An 18922-nucleotide genomic window follows, 5' to 3' on the forward strand; every position below is an offset into this window, starting at 1 on the left:
CAGGCTTCTTTACATCCCTACCAGCGAAAGCACCCAGGAGTGAGCATGTCAGCAACAACACACGGCACGACGCCCTACTACTTCGTCCCCGGACCATCGCGGCATCCGGTGATGGCGGCCACAGGCCTGTTCTTCGTGATCCTGGGCGCTGGACAGTGGATCAACGGTGCCGACTGGGGCAAGTACTCGCTGGCGTTCGGCATGGCTTTCTGGCTGGTGGTGCTGTTCCAGTGGTTCAGTGAGTCGGTGTCCGAGAGCGAAGGTGGGCTCTATGGCCACAAGGTCGATCTGTCCTTCCGCTGGAGCATGAGCTGGTTCATCTTCTCGGAAGTGATGTTCTTCGGTGCCTTCTTCTCTGCCCTGTGGTGGGCCCGAACCCACTCGGTGCCGGCGCTGGGCAACATTGAGAACGCCCTTCTGTGGCCCGACTTCAGCGCGGTCTGGCCGTCCAAGCAGGCCGGCGCCACCGCATCGCCCGCCGGCATCGTCGAACCGTTCCAGACCATGGGCCCATTCTGGCTGCCCACCATCAACACGGCGCTGCTGCTGACCTCGGGCGTGACGCTGACCATCGCCCACCATGCGCTGCAAGCCGGCAACCGCGGCAAGACCATCGCCTTCATGTGGACCACGGTCATCCTGGGCATCATCTTCCTGTTCGTGCAGGGCTACGAGTATTCGCATGCCTACAGCGAACTGAACCTGAAGCTGTCCTCGGGCGTCTATGGCTCGACCTTCTTCATGCTCACCGGTTTCCACGGTTTCCACGTGTTTGTCGGCATGCTGATGCTGCTGTTCATCACGTTGCGTCTGCAGAAGGGTCACTTCTCCACCCAGAAACACTTCGGCTTCGAGGGCGCCGCCTGGTACTGGCACTTCGTGGACGTGGTCTGGCTGGGTCTGTACATCCTGGTCTACTGGATGTGACCAGCTGATCCACAGCGGAAACGGCGCCGTCAGGCGCCGTTTTCACGTGAGGACTTGCTCAGCGGCCCTGCAGCGGCAGGCCGGTCGGATGGATCCAGCCCATCCGGTAGCTCACCAGCACCAGGACAAACAGCAGGATCGAGAACCCGACCCGGAATGCGAGAGCGCGGGCCATGTGGTTCTTGCGCGGCACTTCGTTGCTGCCGTCCGGAGCGGAAACATCTTGGTTGCCGCCACGCATCATGAACACCAGCGCCGCCACGAGGCTGCCGAGGATTGCCACAAAGGCCACAATGACGAGGTAGGTCATGCGCCGATTATCCGCCCGCATCCCCGAGACCGAGTCCGTTCTTCCCCGATGACCCCCGTGTATTCCGCATGACTCCCCGCCTCCGTTTCTGGCTCGTGACCGCCGCCGCCGCCGGCACTTCGGCACTGACGGCGTCGATGGGCGTGTGGCAGCTCTCGCGCGCCGACCAGAAGCGCACCCTGGATGCGCAGATCATCCAGCGCAGCAGCCTGCCGCCGCTGGACGCGCCTGCGTTGCTTGCCGCGCAGGACCATGACGGCCAGCTGCAACGCCGGGTGGCATTGCGCGGGCGCTGGATGCCTGCGGCCTCCGTGTTCCTGGACAACCGTCCGATGGCCGGGCGCAGCGGGTTCATCCTGGTCACGCCGTTGAAACTGAGTGGCCAGCCGCAGGCCGTGCTGGTCCAGCGCGGCTGGGTGCCGCGCGATTTCCAGGACCGCAACCGCGTGCCCGAGGTGCCCACCACACCGGACGAAATCGAAATTGAAGGCCGGCTGGCCCCACCGCCAAGCCGGCTGTTCGACTTCGGCGCGGTGGAGAGCGGTCGCATCCGGCAGAATCTGACCATCGACACCGTGGTCCGGGAAACCGGCGTGCCGATGCCGGTGGTGTCGGTCCTGCAGACCGGTGCCTCAGCCGAAGGATTGCTCAGGGAGTGGCCCCGTTTCGAGGCCGATGTCCACAAACACCTCGGCTACGCCGCGCAATGGTTTGCGATGAGTGCTCTCTGTGCGGGCCTGTACGCGTGGTTCCAATTGATTTCCCCCCGTCGCCGACGCAGCTCCCATGGCCCAGATCCCCGATGAACCCCTGACCCTGACGGTGCACAGCCTGCCCCGTGCGGACGCTGCCGACCCCGCGGCCCTCACCCGCGCCGGCCGCTGGAAGATGCTGCTGCTGCTGCTCGTGTGTGCGTCACCGGTGGTCGCCTCGTATTTCACCTACTACGTGATCCGGCCCGAAGGGCGGCGCAACTATGGTGAGCTGATCGATCCCCAGAGGCCGCTGCCCGATCTGGTCGGCACCGATGTGGCCGGCCGCGCGGTGAACCTGCGTCAGCTCAAGGATCAGTGGCTGTTCATCAGCGTGGCCGATTCCGCCTGTGACGATGCCTGCCAGAAGCATCTGTACCTGCAACACCAGTTGCGCGAAACCCTGGGCAAGGACAAGGACCGCCTGGACTGGGTCTGGCTGCGCACCGGTCCGAGCGAACTGTCGGAACCCCTGAAGAAGGCCACCGCCACGGCGAACGTGTTGCGTGTGGATGCGGCAGCGCTGGCCTCCTGGCTGACACCGGCGGCGGGCCATCGCCTGGAAGACCACCTGTATGTGGTCGACCCGATCGGCAACTGGATGATGCGGTTCCCGGCCGACGCCGATTCCAAGCAGGTCAAGCGCGATCTGGACCGGCTGATGCGTGCCTCGGCGTTCTGGGACAAAGGTGGTCGCCCTGCGCCGGCCGCTGGTGGGTGACCGCTGGATATGGACGCTGTCTCTCTGGTCAACCTCTCTCCCGTCGTGCGCGTGATGCTCATGGGTGCGGTGATTGCACTCGGGCCGCTCTCGTGGATCTGGCTGCGGCACCGTCAGGCCAGTGGCGCGCAACGGCTGCGTGCCCTGACCCTGCTCACACTGTTCCTCACCTTCGACCTGGTGCTGTTCGGCGCCTTCACCCGCCTGACCGACTCCGGCCTGGGCTGCCCCGACTGGCCGGGCTGCTACGGCAGTGCCAGCCCGTTGGGCGCACATGCACCGATCACGGCCGCGCAACAGGCCATGCCCACCGGCCCGGTCACCCACTCCAAGGCCTGGATCGAGATGGTCCACCGCTATCTCGCGACCGCGGTCGGTGTGCTGATCCTGGTGCTGGCGGTAGCCAGCACGGTGGAGCGCCGCCGCCTGCGGGTCTCGCCCGCCTGGGCCTGGCTGACGCTGCTGTGGGTCTGTCTGCAGGGAGCGTTCGGCGCGCTGACGGTCACGATGAAGCTGTTCCCCGCCATCGTCACCCTGCACCTGTTGGGCGGACTGGTGTTGCTGGCGCTGTTGCGTGCGCAGGTGGTGGCCTATGACACCCGCCCTGAATCAGTTTCCGAGCCCCTGCCGCTGCACCCGACCACGCGCAGCGCGCTGCTGCTGGTGTATGGGCTGCTGTGGATGCAGATTGCGCTGGGTGGTTGGGTCAGCACGAACTACGCGGTGCTGGCCTGCGAGACCTTTCCGACTTGCCAGGGCGGCTGGTGGCCCACGATGAACTTCAGCGAAGGTTTCACCATCTGGCGCGCCTTGGGGATGAACGCTGAAGGGCAGCCGATCGACTTTTCCGCGTTGACGGCGATCCACTATGTGCACCGCCTGTTCGCCTATGTTGTGCTGCTGGCGCTGGGCTGGCTGTCGTGGCGCCTGTGGTCGGCGCCGGCCACGCGCCACCACGCGCGCTGGCTGCTGGCCCTGCTGTGGTGGCAGTTCGCGACCGGCATGAGCAACGTCGTGCTCGACTGGCCGCTCTTGTCGGCGGTGGGTCACACCGGCGGGGCGGCCGGGCTGGTGCTCGTGCTCACCGGCGTGTTGCTGGGCTCCCGCACCGCCGACGACACCGTCAGCGCTTCCAAATTCAATGTTTCCCGTCTGACCTCATGAGCTCTGCGTCCGCACCGACCGTTTCCGTGTTGCCTTCCGTCTGGCGGCAGTACAACGCGCTGACCAAGCCGCGGGTGATCCAGCTCATCGTGTTCTGTGCGCTGATCGGCATGGTGCTGGCAGTGCCTGGCCTGCCCAGCTGGGCACAGGTGCAGACGGCCGCGCTGGCCTGTCTGGGCATCTGGCTCGTCGCTGGTGCGGCAGCGGCCTTCAATTGTGTGATCGAGCAGCAGATCGACGCGAAGATGCGCCGCACCGCCTGGCGTCCAACGGCCCGTGGGCAACTGGGCAATGTGCAGACGCTGACGTTTTCGGCCGTGCTCTGCGCCGCGGGCTCGCTCATCCTGTACTTCTGGGTCAACCCGCTGACGATGTGGCTGACCTTCGCGACCTTCGTCGGCTACGCGGTGGTCTACACCGTGATCCTCAAGCCGCTGACGCCTCAGAACATCGTGATCGGCGGGGCTTCCGGGGCCATGCCACCGGTGCTCGGATGGGCTGCGATGACGGGCGTGGTGTCGCCCGAGTCGCTGATCCTGTTCCTGATCATCTTCCTCTGGACGCCGCCGCACTTCTGGGCGCTGGCGCTCTACCGTGTCGAGGACTACCGCAAGTCCGGCCTGCCGATGCTGCCGGTCACGCACGGCTCGGAATTCACACGGCTGCAGATCCTGCTCTACACCTTCGTGCTGCTGGCCGCCTGCCTGATGCCCTTCATCATGCGCATGAACGGCTGGTTCTACCTGATCGCCGCGCTGGCGCTGAGCGTGGGCTTCTGCTGGCAAGCCTGGGCGCTGTGGCGCAACTACTCCGACGCGCTGGCGCGCAAGACCTTCCGTTTTTCGCTCTGGCATCTGTCGCTGCTGTTTGCGGCCATGCTGATCGACCATTACCTTCCCTGACCATGAAACGCCGACACCTGATCTACCTGAGCCTGTGCAGTGCGTTGCTGGCCGCCTGTTCCGACAAACCGGCGGATGGCAGCGCAGGCGGTTTCTCCGGCATCGACATCACCGGTGCCGACTACGCCAACAGCTTCTCGCTCACCGACCACAACGGCCAGCCGCGCACGCTGGCCGACTTCAAGGGAAAGGCGGTGGTGATCTTCTTCGGCTACACCCAGTGCCCCGACGTCTGCCCGACCTCGATGAGCGAACTGGCGCAGGCCAAGCAGCTGCTGGGCAAGGACGGCGACAAGTTGCAGGGCCTGTTCGTCAGCATCGATCCCGAGCGCGACACGCCGGAAATCATGAAGGCCTACATGGGCAGTTTCGATCCGAGCTTCCTGGCGCTGTACGCCGCGCCCGACAAGCTGCCCGAAGTTGCCAAGAGCTTTCGTATCTACTACAAGAAGGTCGAAGGCAAGACCCCGACCAGCTACACCATGGACCACTCGGCCGGCAGCTACGTCTACGATGCGCAGGGCCGGCTGCGCCTGTACCACCGCTATGGCAGCGGCGCGCAGGCGCTGGCGGACGACGTGAAGAAACTGCTCGCGTCGTCCTGAGACGACGCTGAAATCACAGTTTGTCGCGCGCGCTGGTGAACGAGTCGGCGTAAAACGCTTCGTCGGGCAGGCCGGCAGCGGCGTAGTCCTTGCGGGCAGACTCGATCACGATCGGGGCACCGCAGGCGTAGACCTCGTGGCCCGAGAGGTCGGGCGTGTCATCCACCACGGCCCTGTGCACGAAGCCGGTCCGGCCAGTCCAGGCGTCTTCAGGCAGGGCGTCCGAGATCACCGGCACGTAGCGCAGGTTGGGCATTGCGGCGAGCTGCTCTTCGATCCAGGCGGCCTGGTACAGGTCGGCCGGGCGGCGGCCGCCCCAGTACAGCGTGGCCGGGCGCGTGATGTCCTTGTGGCGCATGTGCTCGACGATGGCCTTGATCGGTGCGAAGCCCGTGCCGGAAGCCAGCAGCACCATGGGCTTTTCGCTGTCCTCGCGCAGGTAGAAGCCGCCGTAGGGGCCCTCGACGCGCAGGATGTCTTTCTCTTTCATGGGGCCGAACACGTGGTCGGTGAACTTGCCGCCGGGCATGTGGCGGATGTGCAGTTCGACCACCGGGCTCGCAGCCTGCGTGTGGGGCGCGTTGGCCATCGAGTAGCTGCGGCGGTCGCCGTCGCGCAGCAGGAACTCGACGTACTGGCCGGCGTGGTACTGGAAGGTGTCGGCGGCGGGCAGTTGCAGCTTGAGCACGATCACGTCGTGCGAGGCGCGTTCCATCGACAGCACGCGCACCGGCATCTTCTTGATTGGGAAGGCGCCGGCCTCGGTCACCTGGCGCGATTCGATCACCACGTCGTCCTGCGCCACGCCACAGCAGGTCAGCACGTAGCCGGCGGCTTCTTCGGCGGCACTCAGCGCCTTTTCCTGGTGCGGGCCGTGGGTCACGGTGCCGCTGACCAGCTTGCATTTGCAGGAGCCACAGGCGCCATCCTTGCAGCCGTAGGGCAGGCCGATGCCCTGGCGGATACCGGCGGCGAGGATGGTTTCGCCGGACTCGGCGCCGAACTGGCGGCCGCTGGGCTGGACGGTGATGCTGAGGGTCATGGTGGAATCAGGCTACAGTGGTTTGCGTGAATGGGCGCTGAACGGGACACCGCCGGTGTCTGCGGGCAACCCGGCATTTTCTCAAATTCCAGTCTCATGGCTTTTCTTGGTGCTCTCCCCGCGCGCTTCCGTCGCGAACGTGTGCTGATCGTCGGTTGTGGTGATGTCGGACAGCGCGCGGCGCGCGTGTTGGGCAGCGGCGTGCGGACGCGCCTGCTGGCGCTGACGTCCACGCCCGAAAACGCGAACGCGTTGCGCGCGCAGGGCATCACGCCGCTGGTTGGCAACCTTGATCGTCCTGCCAGCCTGCAACGGCTTGCCGGGCTCGCGACCCGGGTGCTGCACCTGGCTCCGCCTCCGTCGGAGGGCCAGGCCGACTGGAAACGCGACGCGCGCACACAGGCCCTGGTGCGGGTGCTGGCCCGCCGCGCGCCGCCGCGCGCGCTGGTCTATGGTTCCACCACCGGCGTGTATGGAGACTGCGAAGGGCGCTGGGTCGACGAGTGCGCACCGAGCCGTCCGCAGACGCCCAGGGCCTGGCGCCGCGTCGATGCCGAAGCGTCGGTGCACGGGCTGGGGCGCGCCTTTGCGGTGAGAACCACCGTGCTGCGCATTCCCGGCATCTACGCCCCCGACCGGCCCGGTGGCACGCCGCAGGACCGGCTTCGGCGCGGCACACCAGTACTGCGCGCCGAAGACGACGTCTACACCAACCACATCCACGCCGACGACCTGGCGCGCGCCTGTGTGCTGGCGCTGTGGCGTGGCCAGCCGCAGCGCAATGTCAACGTGGTCGACGACACGCAGCTCAAGATGGGCGACTACTTCGACCTCGCGGCCGATCTGTACCAGCTGCCTCGGCCGCCGCGCGTCGCGCGCGAGTCCGCGGGCGACCAACTGCCTTTGATGCTGCTGAGCTTCATGAGCGAATCGCGCCGGCTGCACAACTGGCGGATGAAGAAAGAGTTGCGCCTGCGGCTGCGCTACCCGACCGTGGAGGAGGGCCTGCGTTCGATGGCTGTGGGATCAGCCCGGCCCTGAGGTGAGCAGCAGCGCGGCGGTGTGCAGCAGGTAGACGCCGACCAGCGCCAGACCGACGCTGCGGCCCAGGCGGGCCGGACTGTCGGCGTCGCGCGCCAGCCGGTACAGTCCCAGCGCCAGCGCAGCCATCACCAGCAGGTCACGCCAGAGCACCTGCACCGGCAGATCCATCGGTTCGATCAGGCCTGCAAGGCCCGCCACAGCCAACGTGTTGAACAGGCCGGCGCCGAGAATCTGCCCCAGCGCGATCTCGTGCTCGCCCTTGCGGGCTGCGACCATGCAGGTCGCCAGCTCGGGCAGCGTGGTGCCCAGCGCCACGACGCCCAGCCCCAGGACCAGATCGCTCACACCGAGCCAGACCGCGGTCTCGACCGCGCCCCAGACCAGCAGCATGGAACCGCCCACCAGGGATGCGGTGCCGGCCAGTATCGACAGCAGCGCACGCATCAAAGAGCCAGGCTGGCTTGCCATCTCGGCCCGGGTCTCAAGCGCCAGTGCGTCGTCGCCGCTGCGCTTCTGCAGCCTCCAGGACCAGACCAGCAGGGCCACAAACCCAAGCAGCAGCAGGCCGGCATCCATCCGCGAGAGCACGCCATCCCCGACCAGGGCTGCGGTCAGCACCGTGGCCGCGACCAGCAGCGGCAGTTCGCGGCGCAGGCCATGCGAGCGCACGGTCAGGGGCACCTTCCACAACACGACGCCCAGCACCAGTGACATCGCCACGATGTTGGCGCCCCAGGCGCTGCCCAGTGCGAGCGCGGGATGACCCAGCGACGCGGCGATCAGCGCGACCGCAAGCTCCGGTGCGGCCGAGCCGAACCCCAGCACGAGCAGCCCCGTCAACATGGGGGACAGTCCGCTGCGCGCGGCCAGTGAGGTGCCGCCCTGCACCGCGCTCTCGCCGCCCCAGACCAGCAGGAGCAGACCGGCGAACAGGGCGGGAATGGCGTAGAGCATGGGACGTGAGCGCGTGGCTTGTTGGACAATGGCCATTGTGTCAGCACCCCGGTGACCGCCGGGCCAGCCTTCGTCCAAGTCTTCGTGACCGCGTCTCCGACCATTCCTTCCGATCCGCCAGCATTGCCGGAACCCGCCGGGTTCTGGGCTTCGCCCTGGCGCTCGCGCATCGCCCTCACGCTGGTGGCGGTGGTGGTGATGCTCGGCCTGTTGTGGCTGTGGCGGCCCTGGCTGCTGTTGCCGGGCACCCGGCCGCTGGTGATGCAGGGGGGCGACCCGTACATCCGGGCCCTGATGCGCACCATTTCAGCCAGCGAGTCGAATGTGCTGCGGCCGTATCACGTGCTCTACGGTGGCGACTACATCGGCACGCTCGACCGCCACCCCAACCGCTGCGAATCAATCGGGAACGGACCGAACCGGGGCAACTGCTCGACCGCGGCCGGGCGCTACCAGTTGCTCTATGCGACGTGGCTGGAGCTGGCCGCGCGGCACCACCCCAGGCGCAGCGACGATCCGCTGGATGCGACCGAACTGAGTTTCGCGCCGGAGTACCAGGACATGGTGGTGCATGCCTGGCTGCAGGAGCCACGCTGGGGCAAGCTGTCCGACCAGCTGCGCCGTGGTCAGGTGCAGGCCGTGCTGCGGCGTCTCTCGGGCACCTGGACCAGCCTGGGTTATGGCATCGAGAACAACAGCATGAGCCGCGAACTGCCCAGGGTCTACAAGATGCTGCTCGACGACGAGCTCGCGCGCACGGGTGAGACCAGGGCCGCACCGAAGGACCCCAAAGAAAAAGGCCGCACAGCGAATGCCGTGCGGCCCTGAATCTCTGGTGCCCGGGGTCGGACTCGAACCGACACACCATCTCTGGCGGGGGATTTTGAATCCCCTGCGTCTACCGATTTCGCCACCCGGGCAGGGTGCCTTGGAGAGCGCGAAATTATGGCACAGTGGGCACCATGAACTATCCGACGATTGAAGACGCGATCGGCCGCACACCGCTGGTGGCGCTGCAGCGCATCGGCGCCGAGGCCAACCGCGCCAGAGGCAACGTGGTCCTGGGCAAGCTGGAAGGCAACAATCCCGCCGGTTCCGTCAAGGACCGGCCGGCGTTGTCGATGATCAAAAGGGCCGAAGAGCGCGGCGACATCCAACCCGGAGACACGCTGATCGAAGCGACCTCGGGCAATACCGGCATCGCGCTGGCCATGGCAGCTGCGATCAAGGGTTACCGCATGGTGTTGATCATGCCGGAAGACCTGTCGATCGAACGGGCGCAGACCATGAAGGCCTTCGGTGCCGAGCTGATCCTCACGCCCAAGAGTGGTGGCATGGAGTACGCGCGCGACCTGGCCGACAAGCTGGAAAAAGAGGGCAAGGGGCGCGTGCTCGACCAGTTCGCCAACGCCGACAACCCGCGCATCCACTACGAGACCACCGGCCCCGAACTGTGGGATCAGACCAGCGGGCGCATCACGCACTTCGTCAGCGCCATGGGCACCACCGGCACCATCACCGGCGTTTCGCGCTTCCTGAAAGAAAAGAACCCGGCCATCCGTGTCATTGGTGCCCAGCCTGCCGATGGCTCGCGCATCCCGGGCATCCGCAAGTGGCCGCAGGAATACCTGCCCAAGATCTACGACCCGTCCGGTGTGGACGAACTGGTGCTGGTGAGCCAGTCGGACGCCGAAGACATGTGTCGCCGCATGGCGCGAGAAGAAGGCATCTTTGCCGGCATCTCGGCTGCCGGTGCCTGCTGGGTGGCGCAACAGATCGCTGCCCAGGTGGAGAACGCCACCATCGCCTTCGTGGTCTGCGACCGGGGCGACCGTTACCTGTCGACCGGCGTATTTCCGGCCTGAGGCCGGTCCGAGCCATGAGCGCCGAATACCGGTTCTGCCCCAGTTGTGCGGCGCCGCTGTCGCTGGTGACCGCGCAGGAAGACGGTGGCCCGAAAGAGCGCTTGCGCTGCACGGCCTGTGATTTCACGCACTGGAACAACCCGACGCCGGTGCTTGCCGCCATCGTGCAGGTGGGCGGCAAGGTGCTGCTGGCGCGCAATGCAGCCTGGCAGCACCGCATGTTTGCGCTCATCACCGGGTTCATGGAGGCTGGTGAAACACCCGAAGAGGGCATCCGCCGCGAGATCGCGGAAGAAACCGGGCTTACCGTGACCGCACTGAATCTGGTGGGTGTGCACGATTTTCAGAGGATGAACCAGGTCATCATCACCTACCACGCGATTGCCGAGGGCACGGTCGTGCTGTCGCCGGAACTGGTCGAGTACAAACTGCTCGAACCGCACCAGGTGCGTTGCTGGCCGGCCGGGACGGGGCTGGCGCTGGCCGACTGGTTGCGTGGGCAGGGAATAGAACCTCAGTTCATGGAAATCCCGCCCGCGTGACTTATTTGTTTACAAATTGATACATGATGGCGCGGTTTCCGCGACCCACACCTAAAATTCGCCACTCCGAGGAACGCTCATGATCGTCACCAAAGAACTCGACGCACGCGGCCTGAACTGCCCCTTGCCCATTCTCAAGGCCAAGAAGGCACTGGCGGACATGACCAGCGGGCAGACGCTCAAGGTCATTGCCACCGACGCCGGCTCCGTGCGCGATTTCCAGGCCTTCGCCAAACAGACCGGCAACGAGCTGGTGGAACAACAAACCGAGGGCACCGACTTCATCACGGTGCTCAAACGCCGCTGACCTGCGGCATCCGGGATTGCGGCGCTCCGCAATCGCCGCCGCTACCCCGAACATGGAAGTCCTGCTCCTTGATCCGCTGGTTCCCGAAGCGCTGAGCTGGCTGCAGGAGCGCCACGACGTCACGTTTCGTCCGGACCTCGCCGACGACCCCATGGCACTGCGCAAGCAGGTCTACAAGACCCGCGCGCTCGTGCTGCCCCCCCACGTGGTGGTGTCCAAGGAGTTCCTCGATTTCGCGCCGTTGATGCGGGTGGTCGCGCGGATGCAGATCTCCAGCGAGAACACCGATCTCGCGGCCTGCGCGCAGAAGCACGTGCGCGTGATCCAGGCGCGCAGCGCCACGGTGCGCTCCAACGCGGAATATGTTCTCTATGGCCTGCTGATGCTGTACCGGCGCGGCATGGTCAGTGCGCTGCTGGGCCGCAAGCTGGCGCAGGTGCGCATGGGTCGTGAGCTGTATGGCAGTACCGTGGGCCTGATCGGCCTGGCGCCGGTCGCACACACGCTGGCTCCGATGCTCAAGGGGCTGGGGGTGCGGCTGCTAGGCTACGACCCGGCCGTGCACCACGCCGCTCCCATCTGGAACAAGCTGGGCATCGAATACATCCCGATCAACGAACTGCTGGCGCGCTCGGACGCGGTGTCGCTGCAGATGGTCTATGCCACCCGGTTCAAGGGCTGGATCAACGAGCGCCTGCTCAACCACTGCAAGCCCAGCCAGCTCTGGGTGAGTGTGAGCCGCAGCGCGCTGTTCGATCCGGAGGCGCTGGCGCTGGCCATGACCGACGGCCGCATCGATGCCTGCCTGATCGATGGCGCGCCGCCGGAGTTTGCGGCGCCCGGCACGCCGCTGCACAACATGCCCAACCTGCACCTCACGCCGCGACTGGGCTCGCACACGCGGGAAGCCAAGCTGCGAGCGAGCTGGTACGTGGCGCACCGCATCCACGAAACCCTCTCGCCACCGGTGGTGCGCGGGCAGGCCCAGGTCAGCGACTTCTCGGTGCTCGATGCACTCGACAGCGTTCAGGATCCGGAGTGGCCGGCGGTCGACACGCCCTCGCAATGGGGCGATACCGACCCGAAGGAAGATCCGCGCGGCTGATCAGAGCCGGGCCAGCTGCTCGCGCACCTTGGCCAGCGTGGCACCGAAGTCGGCCACGCGTTTCTTTTCCTGTTCCAGCACCGATGGAGGTGCCTTGGCCACGAAGGCTTCGTTGCCCAGCTTGGCGTTGGCCTTGGCGATCTCGCCTTCGAGACGCGTGGCTTCCTTGGACAGGCGGGCTTTCTCGGCGGCGACGTCGATCTCCATGAACAGGCACAGGCGCGCTTCGCCGACCACCGCCACCGGCGCAGCCTGCGCGGCTGTGGCCCAGGCAGCTTCGTCCTCGAACACCTTCACTTCGCTGAGCTTGGCCAGGCCCTGCAGCACGGCGGCGTTCTCGCGCATGAAGGCGGTATCGCCGACCACATAGAGCGGCAGGCGCGTGCTGGGCGAGACATTGAGTTCGCCGCGCAGCGTGCGGCAGGCGTCGACCAGGCCCTTGAGCCTGGCGACTTGCGCCTCGGCGGTCTCGTCGATGCGCTCGGGCTGGCTGACCGGGTAGGCAGCCACGCTGACCGATTCGCCACCGCGGCCAGCGACGGGCGCGACCTTCTGCCACAGCTCTTCGGTGATGAACGGGATGATCGGGTGCGCCAGGCGCAGGATGGTCTCCAGCGTGCGGATCAGGGTGCGGCGGGTGGCGCGCTGCTGCGCTTCGTTGCCGGTGTTGATCTGCACCTTGGCGATTTCCAGGTACCAGTCGCAGAACTCGTTCCAGACGAAGTCGTAGACCGTGTTGGCCACGTTGTCCAGCCGGTACTCGGCAAAGCCGTGCGCCACTTCCGCTTCAACGCGCTGCAGCTTGGAGACGATCCAGCGATCGGCCTGGCTGAAGCTCATGTAGCCATGCGCCTTGCCGCCGACCGAGCAGTCGGCCTTGGTGTGCTCCATCAGGCCGCAGTCCTGGCCTTCGCAGTTCATCAGCACGAACTTGGTCGCGTTCCAGAGCTTGTTGCAGAAGTTGCGGTAGCCCTCGCAGCGCTTGCTGTCGAAGTTGATGCTGCGGCCCAGCGAGGCCAGCGCCGCGAAGGTGAAACGCAGCGCGTCGGCGCCGTACGGCGGGATGCCTTCGGGGAATTCTTTCTCGGTCTGCTTGCGCACCTTGGGCGCGGTCTCGGGCTTGCGCAGACCGGTGGTGCGCTTCTCCAGCAGCGGCGTCAGCGAGATGCCATCGATCAGGTCCACCGGGTCGAGCACGTTGCCCTCGGACTTGCTCATCTTCTGGCCCTGCGCGTCGCGCACCAAGCCGTGGATGTAGACGTCCTTGAACGGCACGCGACCGGTGAAGTGCGTGGTCATCATGATCATCCGGGCGACCCAGAAGAAGATGATGTCGTAGCCGGTGACCAGCACGCTGCTGGGCAGGTAGAGGCTGTAGTCGTCGGTCGCGGCGTCGGTCTGGTTCGGCCAGCCCATGGTGCTGAAGGGCACGAGGGCCGAGGAGTACCAGGTGTCGAGCACGTCGGGGTCGCGCGTGAGCGTCTTGCCGGCGCCGGCCTGGGCCTGCGCCTCGGCTTCGTTGCGCGCCACGTAGACCTGGCCCTGCTCGTCGTACCAGGCGGGGATCTGGTGGCCCCACCAGAGCTGGCGGCTGATGCACCAGTCCTGGATGTTGTTCATCCACTGGTTGTAGGTGTTGACCCAGTTCTCGGGCACGAACTTCACCTGGCCCGTCTGCACGGCGGCAATCGCCTTGTCGGCGATCGAGGTGCCGCTGGTGTTGTGCTGATTGCCCTTGCTGGTCATCGCCACGAACCACTGGTCGGTCAGCATGGGCTCGACCACCTGGCCGGTGCGCGCACAGCGCGGCACCATCAGCTTGTGCTTCTTGACCTCGACCAGCAGGCCGGCGGCTTCGAGGTCGGCCACCACGGCCTTGCGCGCGACGAAGCGGTCCAGACCGCGGTACTTCTCGGGCGCGTTGTCGTTGATGGTGGCGTTGAGGTGCAGCACGCCGATGATGGGCAACTGGTGGCGCTGGCCGACCGCGTAGTCGTTCGCGTCGTGCGCGGGCGTGACCTTCACCACACCGGTGCCGAATGCGCGGTCCACGTACTCGTCGGCGATCACCGGGATCTCGCGGTCGCACAGCGGCAGCTTCACGTATTGCCCGATCAGGGCGCTGTAGCGCTCGTCTTCGGGGTGCACCATCACGGCCACGTCGCCCAGCAGGGTCTCGGGGCGGGTGGTCGCCACGGTCAGGTGACCCGAGCCGTTGACCAGCGGGTAGGCGATGTGCCAGAGCGAGCCGTCTTCCTCTTCGCTCTCCACTTCGAGGTCGGACACGGCCGACATCAGCACCGGGTCCCAGTTCACCAGGCGCTTGCCGCGGTAGATCAGACCCTGCTGATAGAGCTGAACGAAGGTCTCGGTCACCACCGTCGAGAGCTTCTCGTCCATGGTGAAGTACTCGCGCGTCCAGTCCACGCTGTCGCCCATGCGGCGCATCTGGGTGGTGATGGTGTTGCCCGACTGCTCCTTCCACTCCCAGACCTTGGCGACGAAGTTCTTGCGGCCCAGGTCGTGGCGGCTGAGCTTCTGCTCCTGCAACTGGCGTTCGACCACGATCTGCGTGGCGATGCCGGCGTGGTCGGTGCCGGGGATCCAGGCGGTGTTGAAGCCGCTCATGCGGTGGTATCGCGTCAGCGAGTCCATGATGGTCTGGTTGAACGCGTGTCCCATGTGCAGCGTGCCGGTCACGTTGGGCGGCGGCAGCTGGATGGCGAAGTTTTTGCTCTGCGCAGCGGCTTCGGCGCTCGGTGCCGAGGTGCCGCGGAAGCCGGCGACGCCGTAGCCGCGCTTCTCCCATTCGGGGCCCCAGTGGGCTTCGAGCGCGGCCGGCTCGAAGGACTTGGACAGGCTGTTCAGACCGGGTTGCTGCAGGGTGTCGGACATGGTGGGGGCGCAAAAAGTGCAACGGCGCCCCGCAGGGCGCCGTCAGGGAGTGCTCGGGAAGTCCCCGATTTTATTCGAGGGCCTGTGTGTCGACGGTTTCGCGGGCAGCAGCGATGCAGTCGCCCAGCACCTGGGCGTCGCCGATCTGGTTGGCCAGCAGCAGGATCAGACGGGCGTTGAGCAGTTCGGACTGTTCGCGAGAAAGGCTTTGGTGGGCGTCGAGCAGGCGCTCGTAGAAGCCGTCGGCGTCCTGGAAGTTCGGGTTGGTGTTCATGCGTTTCTCCGGGTAGGTTCAGCGCAGGCCGAGCGTGCGTTCGAGGGCGGCGACCAGCCGGCCGTCGATGCGGGAGCCGGTGGCGGCCAGGTAGCCGTCGGGCCGGACCAGGGCCCAGCCGGGGCCGGACAGCTGGCAGGCGGCGCGCAGATGGCCTTCGGGGTCGCGCACGTGCTCGATCGCCTGGGCGCGGTCGCGACCGATCGGAACCTGCACCGCGCGCAGCGGCGCGCCGCCGGTCAGCGTCTTCACGCGACCGAGGTCGGCAGGGCTCAGCGGTCCGAAAGCCAGGAGCAACAGCTCGCCGCCGGCCCAGTTCAACACATCGTTCACACAACCTGGCGAAGCGTCGGCCCAGCGCAGGGCGACGTTCTGCACCGACTGGCCGGCGGCGCTGCCTTCGGCATAGGTGCAGGCGCGCGAGCGGCTGTAAGGGTTGGCGACCGCCATGCGGCCGGTGTTCATCAGCGTGCGCGCGAACGCATGCTTCTTCGCCAGGCCGATGGCGGCATGGCGGAACAGCCTCTCGACCCCGTCGGCCGGCCGCAGGAAGCGCGCGGTGCGGTTGGTCACCAGCACGTTCTGCTGCGCCGCCTCCAGCCGCTCGTCGTCGTAGCTCTCCAGAAGGGCAGGGTGGGCACGGCCGCGTTGCACGGCGGCCAGCTTCCAGGCCAGGTTGTCTGCGTCTGCCACGCCGGTGTTGCCGCCGCGCGCGCCAAACGGGCTGACCACCTTGGCCGAATCGCCCATGAAGAACACGCGACCCTCGCGCATGCGGTGCACGCACTCGCTGCGGTAGGCATACGGCCCGACCCAGACGATCTCCACCTCGGTGTCGGGGCCGAACTGGCGCGTCAGGCGCTCGCGCACCACGTCCTCGCGGCTGACCATGGCCGGGTCGCTGTCGGGGGCCATCTGGTAGTCGATGCGCCAGACCTCGTCGGCCATCAGGTGCTGCCAGACCGCGCGGTGTTCGTTGAACGGCGCCTCGACCCAGGTGTGTCGCTCGACGGGCGGACGTTTGGCGAAGCGAACGTCGGCGATGCACCAGCGGTCGTCGCCGCGCTTGCTGGTGAACGGCACCTTCAGCCACTGGCGCAGCGGGCTGTGCGAACCGCTGGCGTCGATGACATGGTCGGCCTCGATGCGGTACCGGCCGGCGGGCGTCTCGATGGTGAGGGTGGCGAAGCCGGCGTTCTGTTCGAAGGCGACCAGCCGGTTCTGCCAGCGCAGGTCAACGTGGCCGAGTTCGGTGATGCGTTGGACGAGGAAGCCCTCGATGTAGAACTGCTGGATGTTGATGAAGGGCGGTTGCTGCGAGAGGTTGAAGTTGCCCTGTTGTCGCAGGTCGAAGCTGTAGACCTCGTCGTCGCCGGCGAAGGTCCGGCCGACGCTCCAGCGGATGCCTTTGGCGGCGATGCGGTCGTAGATGCCGAGGCGCTGGAAGATTTCGAGCGATTTCTGGGTGTAGCAGATGCCGCGCGAGGAGGCCCCCTTGACGCCGACGGTGTTGTCTTCGTCGAGCAGGATGGCGGGGACGCCGAGGTTGGCGAGGGAGCAGGCGAGGGTGAGGCCGGTGATGCCGCCGCCGACGATGACGATGGGGTGTCTTCGTGTTTGTGTTTCGCCAAGTTCGGGTGGGGGGACGAAGGGGTACTCGGGCAGGATGTAGCCGCTGCCCTGGGTGAACTCGTAGCTGTTGGTGTGGGCGGCTTCTTGATAGCGCGTCTGGTTCATCGGTTGTCTCCTGGTGCTCGTTCTGAATTCTGTGTTTCTCTCATCGACCTCGCGGGCTCGGAAGTGCCGGGTGCACTGTTCCGCTCATGTCCCCCGGCCCGGCTGTGCCGGGCCTCCTCCTTTACTTCGCTTCACAGTACACCCGGCACTTCCGGCCTTCGGCATTGCTGGTGCTCGATGTTGGCGCGCCAACGAGTGTGGTGAGGGCTGGGGTGACTGGCGCAGCGAGGTAAAGGAGGAGCCAGCGGCGCAGCCGCTGGCGGGGGACACGAGCGGAGCCGGTCACCCCAGTCCTCGCCACACGGACCCACGCCAACGCCAAAGCAGAGCCCGCAGCACTCAGGCGGGCGGGACAAACTCCGGCCGGTCATTGGCCTGCGGCTTCAACGGCGCCGCGGCCTGACCCGAAGCACGTTCACGCCGCCACTGCTCCTTGCGCACATTCCACTCCGCCAGCCGCACATGCGCCGTCTTGCTCTCCTGCAGCATCTGGAACTCGTCCGCCAATTGGGCCGTCAGCTCCAGGCGGATGCCGTTCGGATCGAAGAAATAGATGCTCTTGAAGATGTGGTGATCGGTGACACCCAGCACTTCGATCCCGTGCGCTTGCAGCCGCGCCTTCGTGTTCTCCAGCTCCTGCACCGTGTTCACCCGGAAACTGATGTGGTTTACCCACTTCGGCGTGTTCGGCGACGGTTCGGCCGCCACATCGTCGCCCAGGTCGAAGAAAGCGATGAACGAGCCGTCCTGCAGGCGGAAGAAGAAGTGCGTGTACGGGCAGTACTCGCCCGTGCTGGGCACGTAGTCGCTCTGGATGATGTGGTACAGCGGCAGGCCCAGGATGTCCTCGTAGAAATGCCGCGTCTCTTCGGCGTCGCGCGCCCGGTAGGCGTAGTGGTGCAGCTGTTGCACCGGGGCCGGGGGCGGCAGGGTGGCGGGGGTGTTCATGGCAGTCTCCTGTTGTTCAATGCGTAATGCATTTACCGAATCGAAATGTTATCGGGCATTCCGGACCGGGTCGGTGTGAGGGTTTTCCAGGGGCTCGCGCGCCGCGATGCGAACCGTTGTCAACGCGTCCCTCTTGATAGCCCTCGGCAATGCGGCGCATAGCCTCAGGCAATTTGACGAAGACTGGGCAGCGGCGTACGGTCCGCCGTGTCGCAGCCTTCACATCACCGCACGGTGGCAGGGCTGGGCGCTTGATCCATCCACCCACGAAACAAGGAGATACCCCATGGCCGCATTGAAGGGCTCGAAGACCGAGCAGTGCCTGAAGGACGCCTTTGCCGGCGAATCGCAGGCCAACCGCCGCTACCTGTATTTCGCAAACAAGGCCGACGTGGAGGGCCAGAACGACGTGGCGGCCCTGTTCCGCTCCACGGCAGAAGGCGAGACTGGCCACGCGCACGGGCACCTGGAGTTCCTGGAGCAGTCGGGCGACCCGGCGACCGGCCTGCCGATCGGCAGCACCCGCCAGAACCTGGCCTCGGCTGTGGCTGGTGAAACGCATGAATACACCGACATGTACCCGGGCATGGCCAAGACTGCGCGCGACGAAGGCTTCGACGAAATCGCCGACTGGTTTGAGACCCTGGCCAAGGCGGAGCGTTCGCACGCCAACCGGTACCAGAAAGCTCTTAACGAATTGCAGGATTGAGAAACCCCCTGCGCCGCTGACGCGGCTTCCCCCTGGAAGGGGGACGACACCTGCGGACCGGCAGAGCCGGGTCCGCGGTGTCCCTGGACAGCTTCCCCTCGTTCGTGATCCGACCTGGA

20 protein-coding genes and 1 tRNA gene are annotated in these 18922 nt (G+C 66.3%); 13 read left to right on the forward strand and 8 right to left on the reverse strand.

Annotated features, from left to right (window positions below; genetic code table 11):
- Positions 1-45: 45 nt before the first annotated feature.
- Positions 46-927 (forward strand): cytochrome c oxidase subunit 3, encoded by an 882-nt coding sequence (locus ACLIJ1_RS09150; protein WP_411365202.1) that lies wholly within the window; start codon positions 46-48, stop codon positions 925-927.
- 58 nt (positions 928-985) lie between these two features.
- Here the strand turns inward: ACLIJ1_RS09150 and ACLIJ1_RS09155 are convergent, their stop codons facing one another.
- The gene (locus ACLIJ1_RS09155; RefSeq protein WP_411365203.1) at positions 986-1237 is read right to left on the reverse strand and encodes a twin transmembrane helix small protein; all 252 of its coding nucleotides are present in this window, start codon (positions 1235-1237) and stop codon (positions 986-988) included.
- Between the two features lie 68 nt (positions 1238-1305).
- On the opposite strand from ACLIJ1_RS09155, the gene ACLIJ1_RS09160 reads away from it, so the two are divergent.
- The 5 genes from ACLIJ1_RS09160 to ACLIJ1_RS09180 are packed head-to-tail and all read left to right on the forward strand — an operon-like array spanning position 1306 to position 5381.
- Positions 1306-2043 (forward strand): SURF1 family protein, encoded by a 738-nt coding sequence (locus ACLIJ1_RS09160; RefSeq protein WP_411365204.1) that lies wholly within the window; start codon positions 1306-1308, stop codon positions 2041-2043.
- Positions 2024-2710 (forward strand): SCO family protein, encoded by a 687-nt coding sequence (locus tag ACLIJ1_RS09165; protein WP_411365205.1) that lies wholly within the window; start codon positions 2024-2026, stop codon positions 2708-2710. Before ACLIJ1_RS09160 ends, ACLIJ1_RS09165 begins: the two co-directional genes overlap by 20 nt.
- A 9-nt stretch (positions 2711-2719) precedes the next feature.
- Positions 2720-3874 carry a COX15/CtaA family protein gene (locus ACLIJ1_RS09170; protein WP_411365206.1) on the forward strand — a complete coding sequence of 385 codons (1155 nt, stop codon included), beginning with the start codon at positions 2720-2722 and terminating at the stop codon, positions 3872-3874.
- Positions 3871-4776, forward strand: coding sequence for a heme o synthase (gene cyoE, locus ACLIJ1_RS09175; protein ID WP_411365207.1), 906 nt, complete (start codon positions 3871-3873; stop codon positions 4774-4776). Before ACLIJ1_RS09170 ends, cyoE begins: the two co-directional genes overlap by 4 nt.
- A gap of 2 nt (positions 4777-4778) precedes the next feature.
- On the forward strand, positions 4779-5381 hold the full coding sequence (locus tag ACLIJ1_RS09180) for an SCO family protein (protein ID WP_411365208.1): 603 nt from the start codon (positions 4779-4781) through the stop codon (positions 5379-5381).
- Between the two features lie 13 nt (positions 5382-5394).
- Here the strand turns inward: ACLIJ1_RS09180 and ACLIJ1_RS09185 are convergent, their stop codons facing one another.
- Positions 5395-6423: a CDP-6-deoxy-delta-3,4-glucoseen reductase gene (locus ACLIJ1_RS09185; protein ID WP_411365209.1), complete on the reverse strand. Its 1029-nt coding sequence runs from the start codon at positions 6421-6423 to the stop codon at positions 5395-5397.
- A 96-nt stretch (positions 6424-6519) separates the two neighbouring features.
- On the opposite strand from ACLIJ1_RS09185, the gene ACLIJ1_RS09190 reads away from it, so the two are divergent.
- The gene (locus ACLIJ1_RS09190) at positions 6520-7464 is read left to right on the forward strand and encodes an SDR family oxidoreductase (protein WP_411365210.1); all 945 of its coding nucleotides are present in this window, start codon (positions 6520-6522) and stop codon (positions 7462-7464) included.
- Here ACLIJ1_RS09190 and ACLIJ1_RS09195 read toward each other — a convergent pair.
- Positions 7450-8457, reverse strand: coding sequence for a calcium/sodium antiporter (locus ACLIJ1_RS09195; protein WP_411365211.1), 1008 nt, complete (start codon positions 8455-8457; stop codon positions 7450-7452). The genes ACLIJ1_RS09190 and ACLIJ1_RS09195 overlap by 15 nt on opposite strands.
- A 48-nt stretch (positions 8458-8505) precedes the next feature.
- On the opposite strand from ACLIJ1_RS09195, the gene ACLIJ1_RS09200 reads away from it, so the two are divergent.
- Positions 8506-9249 carry a hypothetical protein gene (locus ACLIJ1_RS09200; RefSeq protein ID WP_411365212.1) on the forward strand — a complete coding sequence of 248 codons (744 nt, stop codon included), beginning with the start codon at positions 8506-8508 and terminating at the stop codon, positions 9247-9249.
- Between the two features lie 5 nt (positions 9250-9254).
- On the opposite strand, the gene ACLIJ1_RS09205 is transcribed toward ACLIJ1_RS09200, so the two are convergent.
- Positions 9255-9341 (reverse strand) — tRNA-Leu (locus ACLIJ1_RS09205).
- A gap of 42 nt (positions 9342-9383) precedes the next feature.
- Here ACLIJ1_RS09205 and cysM point away from each other — a divergent pair.
- The 4 genes from cysM (at position 9384) to ACLIJ1_RS09225 (ending at position 12240) form a co-directional block, all read left to right on the forward strand.
- The gene (gene cysM / locus ACLIJ1_RS09210; RefSeq protein WP_411365213.1) at positions 9384-10286 is read left to right on the forward strand and encodes a cysteine synthase CysM; all 903 of its coding nucleotides are present in this window, start codon (positions 9384-9386) and stop codon (positions 10284-10286) included.
- A 14-nt stretch (positions 10287-10300) separates the two neighbouring features.
- Positions 10301-10828 (forward strand): NUDIX domain-containing protein, encoded by a 528-nt coding sequence (locus ACLIJ1_RS09215; RefSeq protein WP_411365214.1) that lies wholly within the window; start codon positions 10301-10303, stop codon positions 10826-10828.
- 79 nt (positions 10829-10907) lie between these two features.
- On the forward strand, positions 10908-11135 hold the full coding sequence (locus ACLIJ1_RS09220) for a sulfurtransferase TusA family protein (RefSeq protein ID WP_411365215.1): 228 nt from the start codon (positions 10908-10910) through the stop codon (positions 11133-11135).
- A gap of 52 nt (positions 11136-11187) precedes the next feature.
- Positions 11188-12240 (forward strand): NAD(P)-dependent oxidoreductase, encoded by a 1053-nt coding sequence (locus ACLIJ1_RS09225; RefSeq protein WP_411365216.1) that lies wholly within the window; start codon positions 11188-11190, stop codon positions 12238-12240.
- On the opposite strand, the gene ACLIJ1_RS09230 is transcribed toward ACLIJ1_RS09225, so the two are convergent.
- The 4 genes from ACLIJ1_RS09230 to ACLIJ1_RS09245 form a co-directional block, all read right to left on the reverse strand.
- Entirely contained in the window at positions 12241-15135 is a 2895-nt protein-coding gene (locus ACLIJ1_RS09230) for a valine--tRNA ligase (protein WP_411365217.1), read from the reverse strand.
- A gap of 70 nt (positions 15136-15205) precedes the next feature.
- Positions 15206-15409, reverse strand: a complete 204-nt coding sequence (locus tag ACLIJ1_RS09235; RefSeq protein WP_411365218.1) for a DUF2783 domain-containing protein — start codon at positions 15407-15409, stop codon at positions 15206-15208.
- An 18-nt stretch (positions 15410-15427) separates the two neighbouring features.
- Positions 15428-17146, reverse strand: a complete 1719-nt coding sequence (locus ACLIJ1_RS09240; protein WP_411365219.1) for an FAD-dependent monooxygenase — start codon at positions 17144-17146, stop codon at positions 15428-15430.
- Between the two features lie 339 nt (positions 17147-17485).
- Positions 17486-18094 carry a VOC family protein gene (locus ACLIJ1_RS09245; RefSeq protein WP_411365220.1) on the reverse strand — a complete coding sequence of 203 codons (609 nt, stop codon included), beginning with the start codon at positions 18092-18094 and terminating at the stop codon, positions 17486-17488.
- A 286-nt stretch (positions 18095-18380) separates the two neighbouring features.
- On the opposite strand from ACLIJ1_RS09245, the gene ACLIJ1_RS09250 reads away from it, so the two are divergent.
- On the forward strand, positions 18381-18803 hold the full coding sequence (locus ACLIJ1_RS09250) for a rubrerythrin family protein (RefSeq protein WP_411365221.1): 423 nt from the start codon (positions 18381-18383) through the stop codon (positions 18801-18803).
- Positions 18804-18922 lie beyond the last annotated feature (119 nt).

This window comes from Hydrogenophaga sp. RWCD_12 (genome assembly GCF_046604225.1).
Lineage (GTDB): Bacteria > Pseudomonadota > Gammaproteobacteria > Burkholderiales > Burkholderiaceae_C > Hydrogenophaga.